The sequence below is a fragment of the Arthrobacter sp. Soil761 genome (assembly GCF_001428325.1).
Lineage (GTDB): Bacteria > Actinomycetota > Actinomycetes > Actinomycetales > Micrococcaceae > Arthrobacter.
Genome location: NZ_LMSF01000029.1, coordinates 429,591 through 441,927 on the forward strand (window position 1 = coordinate 429,591; position 12,337 = coordinate 441,927).

General features: G+C 67.3%; 11 protein-coding genes. 8 read left to right on the forward strand and 3 right to left on the reverse strand.

Translation table 11 applies throughout. The annotated features are described in order from the left end of the window. Window positions 1–6: 6 nt before the first annotated feature. The 7 genes from ASG79_RS18395 (at window position 7) to ASG79_RS18425 (ending at window position 8,137) form a co-directional block, all read left to right on the forward strand. Entirely contained in the window at window positions 7–612 is a 606-nt protein-coding gene (locus ASG79_RS18395; RefSeq protein WP_056393033.1) for a TetR/AcrR family transcriptional regulator, read from the forward strand. Next, complete coding sequence (locus ASG79_RS18400; RefSeq protein ID WP_056393035.1) at window positions 612–1,883, forward strand: glycosyltransferase; 1,272 nt, start codon at window positions 612–614, stop codon at window positions 1,881–1,883. The genes ASG79_RS18395 and ASG79_RS18400 overlap by 1 nt, the downstream gene beginning before the upstream one ends. Window positions 1,884–1,916: 33 nt before the next feature. After that, window positions 1,917–3,278 (forward strand): helix-turn-helix domain-containing protein, encoded by a 1,362-nt coding sequence (locus ASG79_RS18405; RefSeq protein ID WP_056393038.1) that lies wholly within the window; start codon window positions 1,917–1,919, stop codon window positions 3,276–3,278. A 124-nt stretch (window positions 3,279–3,402) separates the two neighbouring features. Next, window positions 3,403–4,926 (forward strand): aldehyde dehydrogenase family protein, encoded by a 1,524-nt coding sequence (locus ASG79_RS18410; protein WP_056393041.1) that lies wholly within the window; start codon window positions 3,403–3,405, stop codon window positions 4,924–4,926. A gap of 42 nt (window positions 4,927–4,968) precedes the next feature. Further along, on the forward strand, window positions 4,969–5,991 hold the full coding sequence (gene adhP / locus ASG79_RS18415) for an alcohol dehydrogenase AdhP (RefSeq protein WP_186447799.1): 1,023 nt from the start codon (window positions 4,969–4,971) through the stop codon (window positions 5,989–5,991). Then, complete coding sequence (locus ASG79_RS18420; protein ID WP_026265729.1) at window positions 5,991–6,398, forward strand: DUF779 domain-containing protein; 408 nt, start codon at window positions 5,991–5,993, stop codon at window positions 6,396–6,398. Before adhP ends, ASG79_RS18420 begins: the two co-directional genes overlap by 1 nt. A 176-nt stretch (window positions 6,399–6,574) precedes the next feature. Next, window positions 6,575–8,137 carry an amino acid permease gene (locus tag ASG79_RS18425; protein ID WP_056393045.1) on the forward strand — a complete coding sequence of 521 codons (1,563 nt, stop codon included), beginning with the start codon at window positions 6,575–6,577 and terminating at the stop codon, window positions 8,135–8,137. 76 nt (window positions 8,138–8,213) lie between these two features. Here ASG79_RS18425 and ASG79_RS18430 read toward each other — a convergent pair whose 3' ends face one another. From ASG79_RS18430 to ASG79_RS18440, 3 genes are all read right to left on the reverse strand, one after another. Beyond that, window positions 8,214–8,849 (reverse strand): DUF2461 domain-containing protein, encoded by a 636-nt coding sequence (locus ASG79_RS18430; protein WP_018769035.1) that lies wholly within the window; start codon window positions 8,847–8,849, stop codon window positions 8,214–8,216. Between the two features lie 137 nt (window positions 8,850–8,986). Further along, complete coding sequence (locus ASG79_RS18435; RefSeq protein WP_018769036.1) at window positions 8,987–10,483, reverse strand: catalase; 1,497 nt, start codon at window positions 10,481–10,483, stop codon at window positions 8,987–8,989. A 7-nt stretch (window positions 10,484–10,490) separates the two neighbouring features. Further along, window positions 10,491–10,976: a Fur family transcriptional regulator gene (locus ASG79_RS18440; RefSeq protein ID WP_018769037.1), complete on the reverse strand. Its 486-nt coding sequence runs from the start codon at window positions 10,974–10,976 to the stop codon at window positions 10,491–10,493. 80 nt (window positions 10,977–11,056) lie between these two features. Here ASG79_RS18440 and ASG79_RS18445 point away from each other — a divergent pair, with 80 nt between their 5' ends. Beyond that, a complete protein-coding gene (locus ASG79_RS18445) occupies window positions 11,057–12,328 on the forward strand; it encodes an MFS transporter (RefSeq protein ID WP_026265730.1) in 1,272 nt (423 codons plus the stop codon). Window positions 12,329–12,337 lie beyond the last annotated feature (9 nt).

The following is a 12,337-nucleotide window of genomic DNA, read 5'->3' on the forward strand; positions in this document are numbered from 1 at the left end:
ATTAACATGAATACGGTGCGAACCCGTGCCTACGACTCCCGGAAGCGTGCGGCCTCTGCCGCCGCAACCGGGCGCCGGATCCTGCAGGCAACGCTGGACCTCTTCATGGAGGGACCGCTCGCCGGCGTGACGCTGAACGCCGTTGCTGAACGGGCCGGGGTGACCGTCCAGACCGTCATCCGCCGCTTCGGCGACCGCCCGGGCCTGATCCACGCCACGGCGGAATTCGCGTCAGCGCAGGTTGCCGGCAAGCGCGGTGCCGCTCCTCCCGGCGACGTACCCGCCGCCGTCGACAATCTCCTGGAACACTACGAAACCACCGGCGCCCTGGCCCTGAAGATGCTGGCCGAGGAGGAAACGTCCCCTGTCCTCGCAGAGATCACCGAAGGCGGCCGGCAGCTCCACCGGCAGTGGTGCGAACGCGTCTTCGCGCCCTTCCTGGCAGATGACTTCCTGCCGGACGGGGTAGAGCGGAAGCGCCGCCTTGCCCAGTTCGTCGCCCTCTGCGACGTCTACACCTGGAAGCTGCTGCGCCTCGATGCCGGGCTCAGCCGCGACCACGTGGCCCACTGCCTGCTCGAAATGCTGGAACCCTTCATCCGGAGGCCCTGATGTCCACCGTCCTTGCCTACACCTCTCCCGCCATCGGCCACCTTTTCCCCATGGTCCCGCTGCTCCAGGAGCTGAAGGCCCGCGGCCATGGTGTCCACGTCCGTACCCTGCGCCGGCAGGTCCCGCTGCTCATGGAGGCGGGGTTCCATGCCGGACCGGTGGATGACCGGATACTTGCGGTCGAGGCCACTGACTACCGCGCCAACAACGCGAAGGCGGCCCTGGCTTCCAGCGTGGAGACCTTCACGGCCCGCGCCCGGTTCGACGCCCCGGACTTGCAGCAGGCCATTGATGACGTTCGCCCGGACCTGCTGCTCATCGACATCAACGCCTGGGGAGCCCGCATCCAGGCCGAATCCTCGGGGCTGCCGTGGGCCACCTTCAGCCCCTACACCCCGCCGCTCCAGTCGAAGGGAACGCCGCCGTTCGGACCCGGGCTTGCCCCCATGTCCGGCCCGCTGGGGAGGGCCCGTGATGCACTGGCCCGCCGCCTGGTGACCGGCGCCGTGGAAAAGCTGATGCTGCCGCACATCAACGCGCTGCGGACGGAGCTGTCCGCCGGCCAACTGCCACCCGTCAGCGGTGCGGACGAGATGTTCCGCACCGCGCCGCTGATGCTTGTGGCCACGTCGCAGCCGTTCGAGTATCCCCATCCGGACTGGGGGCCGGACGTGCGGATGATCGGCGCGCTCGGCTGGGAACCGCCCGCGGAGCCTCCCTCCTGGCTCGGGGATGGCCAGGACCCCGTGGTCCTGGTGACCACATCCTCCGAATACCAGGCCGACGAAGCCCTGGTAGGGGCGGCGCTGGCCGGCCTGGCCGCTGAACCCTTCACCGTGGTGGCCACCCTGCCGGCAGCGGACACCGGGTCCGCCGGGGCGCACCGGGCATCCGGCGCCGAAGCCTTTGCGTCCGTCCCGGCCAATGCCCGGCTGGAACACTTCGTGCCGCACGGTCCCGTCCTTGACCGCGCCGCCGTCGCCATCACGCACGGCGGCATGGGGGCGACGCAGAAGGCGCTCGCCAAAGGGGTGCCCGTGGTGGTGGTTCCGTTCGGCAGGGACCAGCACGAGGTGGCGGCGAGGGTGGTGGCCGCCGACGCCGGGGTGCGGCTGAGCCGGAAGCACCTCACCCCGGAAAGGCTCCGCGCCGCCGTCCACCAGGCCCGGACCAAGGCGCCGGGGGCGCGGCGGGTTGCGGAGGGCTACGCTGCCGCGGGTGGAGCAGTGGCAGGGGTGGATGCGCTGGAGGAACTGGTACGGCTAGACTAGCCGCGCCAGAAGCCTGCACTTTCCGGGAGTTCGATGACGAACCTGCTCCAGCCTGAACCGCGCCAGCGCGCCGCGCTGGCAGGTCACGAGCGCCTGGACGGTGCCATTCCAGAGATGCCGGGCCTGGGCGATGCCACGCCCGAAATCCCCGGCCTGCGCAAACTCATCAGGGAATCGTGGCTACGGTCCGCCGGCTTCAAAGCCAATCCTGACAATGCGGCCGCGCCGCTTGCCTTCGACTGGGACGAGCTGGAGGACTACCGCCGGCAGCACCCCCTTGCAGCGATCATGCCGGTCATCAACAAACTCCTGGTCCAGCCCAGCCATGACAGCGGCCTCCTGGTGGCCGTAGGCGATGAGGTGGGCAGGCTCCTGTGGGTGGACGGCGACCCCACGCTCCAGCGCCGCGCCGAAGGCATGATGTTCGTCCCCGGTGCCGACTGGTCCGAGGCCAGTGTTGGCACCAGTGCCCCGGGAACGGCCCTGGCCCTGGGCAAGGGGATCCAGATCGCCGGCGCCGAGCACTACCAGCGGGCCGTCCATCCCTGGAGCTGCACCGCCGTCCCCTTCCACGACCCCGATTCAGGCGCCGTGCTGGGCGTCGTGGACATCACCGGGACAGCCACCGCGGTGGCGCCGCATACGCTGTCGCTGGTGGAGGCCACCGTGGCGGCCGCGCAGGCGCAGCTGCGGGTGGAGCGCCTGCAGCGCGCGGCGGAGCTGGCCAGGAAGCCCGTACGACGGCGGTCCCCGGCGTCCGCCGGCAGGCAGGGCCAGGGTGCCAAGGAAGGCAGCCTCTACCGGAACAGCCTGCAGCTGCTGGGCCGCGACCAGGCGCTGCTCAGCCTGGGCGGCAGGACGGTTTCGCTGTCCGCCCGGCACAGCGAGATCCTGGCCCTGCTCAGCACCCACCCGGACGGGCTCACCGCGGAGGAACTCAGCTCTCTGCTGTATCCCGGGGACGGCCCTACCATGACGCTGCGCGCCGAGATGGTCCGCCTGCGCAAGGTCATCCAACAGCTTTCCCCGGACGCTGTTCCCGGCTCGCGCCCCTACCGGCTGCCTGTCGACCTGGTGCCGGACACCGGCCAGGTGCTTAGTTGCCTGCAGCGCGGTGCACACCGGATTGCCCTGGAGATTTACCGCGGCGGCGTGCTCCCGCGCTCCGAGGCGCCCGGCATCATCGAGCTGAGGAACAGGGTCTCGTCCCTGCTCCGGGAGGCCGTCCTCACGGATGGAAGTGCCGAGTCCCTGCTCAAGTACGCCGCGCTTCCCGAGGCAAGTGACGACGTCGGAATCCGCCGCGCCGCGCTCCGCCTCCTGCCGCCGCGCTCACCCAAGCGGGCCGCCGTCGTGGCCGACCTGGAACGGCTGGAAGCCGAACTGCGCGCCTGACAACGCCCCCCTGTGACACCGGCCACAGGCCTGCAACCTGGCTGCAACCTGCCAACTCCTACGCTGTCTCCAACGGCGAACGGCCCCTGGGGCCCGCCTTCTGCACAGCAAAGGAGCTAAGCACATGACCGTTTACGCACAGCCGGGAACCGACGGTTCGAAGGTCACCTTCAAGGATCGGTACGAAAACTGGATCGGCGGGGAATGGGTGGCCCCCGTGAAGGGGCAATACTTCGACAACATCACTCCGGTGACGGGCAAGGCGTTCTGCCAGGTGGCCCGCGGCACGGCCGAAGACATCGAACTGGCGCTGGACGCGGCGCACAAGGCGGCACCGTCCTGGGGCAAGACCTCAGCAGCGGAACGTGCCGCCATCCTGAACAGGATCGCCGACCGCATCGACGAAAACCTGGAAATGCTCGCCGTCGCCGAAACCTGGGACAACGGCAAGCCGGTCCGGGAGACCCTGAACGCGGACCTGCCGCTGGCGGCGGACCACTTCCGCTACTTCGCCTCAGCCGTCCGTGCCCAGGAAGGCAGCCTCTCCCAGCTGGACGAGAACACCACCGCATACCACTTCCACGAACCGCTCGGCGTGGTGGGCCAGATCATTCCCTGGAACTTCCCCATCCTCATGGCCGTCTGGAAGCTGGCACCCGCGCTCGCCGCCGGAAACACGGTGGTGCTCAAGCCCGCCGAACAGACGCCAAGCTCCATCCTGGTGCTGGTGGAACTCATCGGGGACCTGCTGCCCGCCGGCGTGCTGAACGTGGTCAACGGCTTCGGCGTGGAGGCCGGCAAGCCGCTGGCCTCCAGCTCCCGGATCCGGAAGATCGCGTTCACCGGCGAGACCACCACCGGCCGGCTGATCAGCCAGTACGCCAGCCAGAACCTCATCCCCGTCACCCTGGAACTGGGCGGCAAGAGCCCCAACATCTTCTTCAACGACGTTGCCCAGGAGAACGACGCGTTCTACGACAAGGCCCAGGAAGGTTTCGCGCTGTTCGCCTTCAACCAGGGCGAAGTCTGCACCTGCCCGTCCCGGGCGCTGGTCCAGGAGGACATCTACGACTCCTTCATGGCGGACGCCGTGGCCCGGGTGGAAAAGATGGTCCAGGGCAACCCGCTGGACACCGATACGCAGGTTGGTGCACAGGCCTCCAACGACCAGCTGGAGAAGATCCTGTCCTACATCGACATCGGAAAGCAGGAAGGCGCCAAGGTGCTCACCGGCGGCGCCCGCGCCGAACTCCCGGGGGACCTCGCCGGCGGCTTCTACGTCCAGCCCACCGTGTTCGAGGGCCACAACCGGATGCGGATCTTCCAGGAGGAGATCTTCGGCCCCGTGGTGGCGGTGACCCGGTTCAGTGACTACAACGACGCCATGGGCATCGCCAACGACACCCTGTACGGCCTGGGCGCCGGCGTCTGGTCCCGCAACGGCAATGTGGCCTACCGCGCCGGCCGGGAAATCCAGGCCGGCCGTGTCTGGGTCAACAACTACCACGCCTACCCGGCGGGTGCCGCCTTCGGTGGCTACAAGTCCTCGGGCATCGGCCGTGAAAACCACGCCATGATGCTGGACCACTACCAGCAGACCAAGAACCTGCTGGTCAGCTACGACGAAAACAAGCTGGGCTTCTTCTAGGCCAGCACTACCCCCCGCCACAACGACGCAAGGATTTCGCCAATGACGACGACAATGCAAGCAGCAGTAGTAACCAAATTCGGTGCCGACCTGTCCGTCCAGGACGTCGCCATGCCGGTACCCGGGCCCGGCCAGGCACTGGTCAAGGTCTTGACCACCGGCGTATGCCACACCGACCTCCACGCAGCAGAAGGGGACTGGCCAGTCAAACCCGCCCCGCCGTTCGTTCCCGGCCACGAGGGCGTGGGGGAGGTGGTGGCACTGGGTGAAGGCGTCACCGACCTCCGCATCGGAGACGTGGTGGGCAACGCCTGGCTGTGGTCCGCCTGCGGCGACTGCCAGTACTGCCGCACCGGCTGGGAGACCCTCTGCGAGGCCCAGCAGAACGGCGGCTACACGGTGGACGGGTCCTTCGGGGAGTACATGCTCGTGGATTCACGCTTCGCGGCGCGCATACCGGCGGGATCCGACCCCGTCGAGGTGGCGCCGGTGCTCTGTGCCGGCGTCACCGTCTACAAGGGCCTGAAGATGACCGAAACCCGGCCGGGGCAGTGGGCCACCATCTCCGGCATCGGAGGGCTGGGGCACATCGCCGTCCAGTACGCCGTCGCCATGGGCCTGCGGGTGGCCGCCGTGGACGTCGCCGACGACAAGTTGGCCCTGGCCAGGGCCCACGGAGCGGAAGTGACCGTCAACGCGCTGCATGAAGATCCGGTAGAGGTGATCCAGCGTGAAACAGGAGGGTGCCATGGGGTGCTGGTTACGGCGGTGCATCCGTCAGCGTTCGGACAGGCCATTGGCATGGCCCGCAGGGGCGGCACCATCGTGTTCAATGGACTGCCTCCGGGGGACTTTCCGGCGCCGATCTTCGACATCGTGCTCAAGGGGCTGACGGTCCGCGGTTCCATCGTCGGAACCCGGCAGGACCTTGAGGAAGCGCTGGATTTCTACGCCAGGGGAAAGATCCGCCCCACAGTGTCCGTCCGGGAGCTCTCCGAGGTCAACGCCGTCTTCGATGAGATGAAGCACGCCAAGATCGACGGCCGCGTGGTGCTGAGGTTCTGATGCCGGACCACGGGATGGATGCCGCCGTGACGCTGCCCGGGGAAGACTTTTCCCGGGTGGCGCTCACGCCGGCGGCCGTGGACCTGCTGCGGATGCTCTGGGACCGGCACGGACCGCTCATGTTCCACCAGTCCGGAGGCTGCTGCGACGGGTCCTCACCCATGTGTTACCCGGCAGGGGACTTCATCACGGGGGACTCGGACGTCCTGCTGGGGCTGTTCGACCTGTCCGACGGCCTGCAGCCACTTCCGCTGGAGTTCTGGATGTCCCGGGAACAGTTCAATTACTGGAGCCACACCCACCTGACCGTGGACGTTGTACCGGGCCGGGGGAGCGGCTTTTCGGTGGAAGCGCCGGAGGGCAAACGCTTCCTGATCCGGTCAACGCTGATGGACTGGCCTGCCTAGCAAGTTCGACGCTTTACGCGTCGGGGCTCTCCATTAGGAGGGCCCCGAGTGCGTTGGCGGAAGAATATTCGGCGCAGAGGCCGTCTCACTATTCGGGACGATTGGGGCCGTCCAGTGGATGGACACTATCGTTGATAGGTCTGTTTCCATCACAAACCAGGATTGTGACCCCCCTTATGAATCTTCTGCGGACAAAATCCATCGAGCAGTCGATTGCCGACGCCGATGAGCCAGGGCGCAAACTCAAGCGTTCCCTCAGCACCTGGGACCTCATGATCATGGGCGTCGCCGTTGCTGTGGGCGCCGGTATCTTCTCGGTGGGCGCCAAGGCCGCTGCCAACTTCGCGGGCCCCGCCGTCACCGTCTCCTTCGCCATCGCCGCCGTCACGTGCGCGCTGGCCATCATGTGCTACGCCGAGTTCGCCACCGCCATCCCCGTGGCCGGATCGGCCTACGTCTTCACCTACGCCACCATGGGCGAACTCCTTGCCTGGATCATCGGCTGGAACCTTATCCTCGAGCTGTTCACGGCCGCCGCCGTCATCGCCAAGTACTGGGGCATCTACCTCAGCAAGGTGTTTGCCCTCACGGGCCTCGACATCCCGCCGGCCCTCTCGCTGGGCGGCGTGGACCTCTACTGGGGCGCCTTCCTGATCGTGGCCATCTTCACCGTGCTGCTGGTGCTGGGCACCAAGCTGTCCGCCCGCGTGGGCAACATCTTCACCCTGATCAAGATCGGCGTGGTGCTGTTCGTGATCGTGGTGGGCTTCACCTACGTGAAGCTGGAGAACTACAGCCCGTTCGTTCCCGCCGCCCAGCCCACGGCAGGCACCGGCGCCGCGGACGTCCTGAAGCAGTCCTTCTTCGGCTTCCTGACCGGTGCCGCGCCCGCCCAGTACGGCACCATGGGCATCTTCGCCGGGGCCGCACTGGTGTTCTTCGCCTTCATCGGATTCGACGTGGTGGCAACCTCCGCCGAGGAAGTCAAGAACCCGCAGAAGACGCTGCCCCGCGGCATCTTTGGCGGCCTGGCCCTGGTGACGCTGCTCTACATCCTCGTGTCCCTGGCCCTGACCGGCATGGTGTCCTACACCCAGCTGGCCGAGGCCAAGAGCCCCACCCTCACCACTGCCTTCGAGGCCGTGGGCGACACGTCCGCCGCCAAGGTCATCGCCTTCGGTTCCCTGGTGGGCCTGACCACCGTGATCATGGTGCTCCTCATGGGCCTGTCCCGCGTGGTGCTGGCCATGAGCCGCGACGGACTGCTGCCCCGGTCGCTGTCCAAGACCAGCGACAAGCGTTCCACCCCGGCGCGCCTCCAGATCATCTGCGGCGCCGCGGTTGCCCTGGTGGCAGGCCTGACCAACGTGGACCTGCTCGAGGAAATGATCAACATCGGCACGCTGTCCGCGTTCGTGGTGGTCAGCCTGGGCATCCTGGTGCTCCGCAGGAAGCGCCCCGACCTGAAGCCCGCCTTCCGCGTCCCGTTCGGCAAGGTACTGCCGGTTGTCTCCGCGGTGCTGTGCCTGTACCTGATGACCAACCTCGCCGTGGAGACCTGGATCTTCTTTGCCTTCTGGCTGGTCATTGGCCTGGCGATCTACTTCGCGTACGGACAGCGGCACTCCCGGCTCAACGAGCGCTTCGCCGAGGCCAACGCCAGCGTCAACGGCGCCGCGGGTTCCGCTGCAGCCCCCGCCGCCGAACGGGACGACGAGGATGAGCTGAGCCGCACCTGACAGCCCGCGACCACTCCTCCTGAACTGCCCGCCCGGCCTGTGCCGGGCGGGCAGCCGCATTTCCGGCAGCCGCGTTTCAGGGCGCCGCGTACCGGCCCACCCATTCCACGAGCGGCCGGAGCTGCCGCCACCGTTCCGCGATCCGCTCCTTCGCGGCGGGTGTGGAGACCCACTCCGGCCGGCCCACCTCGACTCCGGCGGAGAGCGATTTGTGCTTGAGCAGTTCGGCGCGGGGATGGTCTTTGTCGAATCCCCGCGGGACGGTTTTCAGCGTCTCGCCCTCGATGGCAAAACCGGCGCCGGCCACGGCATCAACAATGTCCTGCAGGGCGGCGCCGCTGGCGGAAGCGTCGGCGGCCGCGCGGAACCGTGCCAGCTGGGCGGGAGTGTGGGAGTGGTAGCCCCCACCGATCAACAGCCCGTCAGCATTGATTTGGAGATAGAAACCCACGCCTTCCTGGCGCGCAGCGAATGCTCCCTGGGCAGTTTTGTAGGGCGACTTGTCCAGTGAGAAGCGGACGTCGCGGTTGGGGCGGAAAAGCTTGGCCGGTCCGAACTCGGGTTCCAGCTCGGAGAGCAGGAGGGTGAGTGGTGCCTTGACTGATTCCTCGTACGTTGCCTTGTGTGCCAGCCACCAGTCGCGGTTGTTGTTGTCCTCCAGCTGTGCGTAGAAGCGGAAAGCTTCGACGGGGATGCCTGCGAAAGTGTTCATCTACGGAGCGTAGGGCTGCCGCCCGCAACCAGCCAGGTCTACGCCGCCGTATGTGCAAAAGCGGCCCGACTGCAGAACACCCCGCCACGGAGGCCCGTGACGGGGTGTTCTTTCGGTTCAGCCGGCAGGAAGCCTGGTCAGCCGATCTTGTTGGCGGACTCTGCATCCGAGGCCGGAGCGGAGGGGGCATCCCCTGCGCCGAGGTTGGCGCGCAGCTTGGCGCCGAGTTCGGCATCAACGTTGGTCCAGTACTGGATGGCGCGTTCCTTGATGCCCGGGCTCTGGACGCCGCCCACGGCACCGGTGATGGTCTCCAGGAAGCGGGCCTTTGCTGCCTCGTCGTAGACCTCGCGGTACAGCGCGCCGGCCTGGACGAAGTCGCTGTCCTCGGCGTGGAGGGAGTGCGCGGCAAGGGTCAGCTCGCCGTCGTTCTCCCAGCCGCCGGCCGGGTTCTGCGGCTCAACGGCAGCCGGGCCGCCCACGGAGTTGGGTGCGTAGACCGGAACGGAGGGGGCGTTGAACAGGTAACGTCCGGCACCGTCCTGGCTGTAGTTGTTGACCTGGTTCTTGGGCTGGTTCACCGGGATCTGCGCGTGGTTGGTGCCCACGCGGTAGCGGTGTGCGTCCGCGTAGGAGAAGATGCGGGCCTGCAGCATCTTGTCCGGCGAGGCGGCGATGCCCGGCACGAAGTTCGACGGCGCGAAGGTGGCCTGCTCGATCTGCGCGAAGTAGTTCTCCGGGTTCCGGTTCAGCTCCATGGTGCCCACCTTGATCAGCGGGTAGTCGCCGTGCGGCCACACCTTGGTCAGGTCGAACGGGTTGAAGCGGTAGGTCTTGGCATCCTCGTACGGCATGACCTGCACGTGCAGGTCCCAGGACGGGAAGTTGCCCGCGGCGATGTTCTCGGACAGGTCGCGGATGTAGAAGTCCGCGTCAGAGCCGGCCAGCTGTTCGGCCTGCTCGGAGCTCATGGAGTTCACGCCCTGGTTGGACTTGAAGTGGTACTTGACCCAGAAGCGCTCACCGGCTTCGTTAATCCACTGGTAGGTGTGCGAGCCGTAGCCCTGCATTTCGCGCCAGGAGGCCGGCAGGCCGCGGTCACCCATGAGCCAGGTGACCTGGTGGGCGGACTCGGGGGACAGGGTCCAGAAGTCCCACTGCATGTCGGCGTCGCGGAGGTGCGTGCCCGGCAGGCGCTTCTGGGAGTGGATGAAGTCCGGGAATTTGATGCCGTCGCGGATGAAGAAGACGGGGGTGTTGTTGCCCACGAGGTCGTAGTTGCCCTCGGTGGTGTAGAACTTCACGGCGAAACCGCGGGGGTCGCGCCAGGTGTCCGGGGAGCCGTTCTCGCCCGCGACGGAGGAGAAGCGGATCAGCATCTCGGTCTCGACGCCGGGCTGCAGGAACGCGGCCTTGGTGTACTTGGAGATGTCTTCGGTGGTCTTGAACGTGCCGAATGCGCCGCCGCCCTTGGCGTGCACTACGCGCTCCGGAACCCGCTCGCGGTTGAACTGCGCGAGCTTTTCAACGAGGTAGTGGTCGGTCAGGATGATGGCACCATCGGCACCAACTGACTTCGAGTGAGCGTCGGATGTAACCGGCGCGCCTGACTGGGTTGTGGAAACGGCAGTCATTGTTCTCCTATTTCTCTTTTTCTTGCGAGGGACTGTGGGGAGGAAGTTGCTGGGCCTGCTGGCATTCCTGGCAGATGCCCTGGTACATGACGTCCGCGATCTGGATGGTCATGGGCTTGGCGTCCGGGTTCCAGTGCGGCGTGAGGCAGGGGGCGTGGCCGACGGCGCAGTCCACGTCCTCCACCCGGCCGCAGCTGATGCAGATGGCGTGGTGGTGGTTGTCGCCCACGCGCGTCTCATACAGGGCAGGGGAGTGCGGCGGCTCGAAGCGGCGCAGCATGTGCAGGTCCGTCAGGTCGCCGAGGACTACATAGACGGACTGGGCCGTCAGTTCGGGCAGCTCGGCCCGGGCGGCGGCAAGGATGCTTTCGGCAGGCGAGTGGGGGTGGCGTTCGACGGCGGCAAGGACGGCCAGCCGCTGCTTGGTCACCCTGCGGCCGTGGGCGCGCAGGGCTGCAGCCCACGCTTCCTGGCCGTCAAAGTGCTCCATCATGGCTCCATTGAAACACTTATTTTTAGCAACTCACAATAAGGCGTGGCTTACCTTCCCGTGTCGCCCGCTAGTGTTACGGGGTGGGGAAACTGCTTGCCGATGTCACACCGCTCAGGGAAAGCCCGGCATTCCGCCGGTTGTGGCTCGGATCGGCGGTGTCCGCCGTCGGCAGCCAGCTCACCCTGGTGGCAGTGAGCCTCGAGGTGTACCGCCTGACGCAGGACAGCTTCTACGTGGGCCTGCTGGGCATCTTCGCGCTGGTTCCCCTCGTGATCGGTGGCCTGATGGGCGGCTCCATCGCCGACGCCCACGACCGCAGGCGGATTGCCCTGCTGGCCACCACCGTGCTCTGGCTGACCACCGGCCTGATCGCACTGCAGGCCTGGGTGCAGCTCGGCAACGTGTGGGTGCTGTACCTGCTGGTGGCACTGCAAAGCGGGGCCCAGGCCATCAACCAGCCGGCACGCAGCGCCATCATCCCCACGCTCATCCGCAAGGAACTCCTGCCGGCCGCCAACGCGCTGAGCATGCTGACCCTGGGCCTTGCCATGACCGCGGGGCCGCTGCTGGCCGGCCTCCTGGTGGCGTGGCTCGGGTTCGGCTGGACCTACACCATCGACTTCGTGAGCTTTGCCTTCGTCTTATGGGCTGTCTACCGGCTGCCACCCATGCCGCCCACCGGTGGACACAGCAAGGCGGGGATCCGCTCCGTCATCGAGGGGTTCCGGTTCCTTGGCACGCGGCCCAACCTCCGCATGACCTTCATCATCGACCTCATCGCCATGGTCCTTGCCCAGCCGCGGGCGCTGCTGCCCGCCGTCGCGGCCCTCATGATCGGCGGCGGCGAGGCAACCGTGGGCATCCTGCTGGCCTGCACCGCCGTCGGGGCCTTCCTGGCCGGCTTGTTCTCCGGTCCGCTGGGCAGCGTGCGCCGCCAGGGGACCGCCGTCGTCGTTTCGGTGATGGGCTGGGGCGCGTCCATCGGGGCGTTCGGCCTGGTGGTGCTGCTGGCCGGTCCCGCGCCGGCCGGGGCGGTGACCCTGTGGCTCCTGCCCGCCGCCGTCTGCTGTGTCCTTGCAGGCATTGCCGACTCCATCAGCAGCGTCTACCGCAACACCATCCTGCAGGCCGCGGCCCCTGACCACCTCCGCGGCCGGCTGCAGGGCGTGTTCATCGTGGTGGTGGCCGGCGGCCCTCGAATCGGGGACCTGCTGGCGGGTGGCGCGACTAAGATTTTGAATGAGGGCTGGGTCCTGCTGCTCGGCGGTGCGCTGTGTATTGCGGGGGCCTTGCTGGCGGCGAAACTGCAGCCGGGCTTCCGGACGTACGATGCGCGGAACCCGGTTCCCTAGCCGGCCGTT

What these genes read in the sequence shown, in the direction of transcription:
- ASG79_RS18425 (WP_056393045.1), top strand. Translation starts at nt 6,575, where the DNA reads ATGAATCTTCTGCGGACAAAATCCATCGAGCAGTCGATTGCCGACGCC.
- adhP (WP_186447799.1), top strand. Translation starts at nt 4,969, where the DNA reads ATGACGACGACAATGCAAGCAGCAGTAGTAACCAAATTCGGTGCCGAC.
- ASG79_RS18435 (WP_018769036.1), bottom strand. Translation starts at nt 10,483, where the DNA reads ATGACTGCCGTTTCCACAACCCAGTCAGGCGCGCCGGTTACATCCGAC.
- ASG79_RS18420 (WP_026265729.1), top strand. Translation starts at nt 5,991, where the DNA reads ATGCCGGACCACGGGATGGATGCCGCCGTGACGCTGCCCGGGGAAGAC.
- ASG79_RS18430 (WP_018769035.1), bottom strand. Translation starts at nt 8,849, where the DNA reads ATGAACACTTTCGCAGGCATCCCCGTCGAAGCTTTCCGCTTCTACGCA.
- ASG79_RS18405 (WP_056393038.1), top strand. Translation starts at nt 1,917, where the DNA reads ATGACGAACCTGCTCCAGCCTGAACCGCGCCAGCGCGCCGCGCTGGCA.
- ASG79_RS18440 (WP_018769037.1), bottom strand. Translation starts at nt 10,976, where the DNA reads ATGATGGAGCACTTTGACGGCCAGGAAGCGTGGGCTGCAGCCCTGCGC.
- ASG79_RS18400 (WP_056393035.1), top strand. Translation starts at nt 612, where the DNA reads ATGTCCACCGTCCTTGCCTACACCTCTCCCGCCATCGGCCACCTTTTC.
- ASG79_RS18410 (WP_056393041.1), top strand. Translation starts at nt 3,403, where the DNA reads ATGACCGTTTACGCACAGCCGGGAACCGACGGTTCGAAGGTCACCTTC.
- ASG79_RS18395 (WP_056393033.1), top strand. Translation starts at nt 7, where the DNA reads ATGAATACGGTGCGAACCCGTGCCTACGACTCCCGGAAGCGTGCGGCC.